The organism is Achromobacter sp. GbtcB20, assembly GCF_019091095.1.
Lineage (GTDB): Bacteria > Pseudomonadota > Gammaproteobacteria > Burkholderiales > Burkholderiaceae_B > Achromobacter > Achromobacter mucicolens.
Map to the genome: position 1 here is coordinate 1 of NZ_JAGXJZ010000648.1, position 258 is coordinate 258.

1 protein-coding gene is annotated in these 258 nt (G+C 70.9%); it reads right to left on the bottom strand.

Going from position 1 to position 258, the window contains the following annotated elements; genetic code table 11:
- Positions 1-51: 51 nt before the first annotated feature.
- A partial coding sequence (locus tag KVT32_RS30575; protein WP_217619486.1) for a hypothetical protein occupies positions 52-258 on the bottom strand: 207 nt, incomplete at its 5' end.

Consider the following 258-nt stretch of genomic DNA (forward strand, 5'->3'; position numbering starts at 1 on the left):
GGCACGCGGCGGCGCAGGCTTCGGGGCAGGGCGGGCCTGGCGCCCAGGCTCTCAGGGCTTGCCCTTGGCCTCGCTTTCCGGTTCGGTGCTGACCGGGTCCGGCAGCGAGTCGGTGATGCCGCCGGACTGGCCGACGCGGCGCGCATCGTCGGACTGCATGTCGAGGTGGACTTCCTCGGCCACTTCGAAGCGGCCGTCCTCGACGCCTTCCTCGCCCGGCAGGAGGTTTTCCGAGCGGTTCAGTTCGTCGGTCTTCGA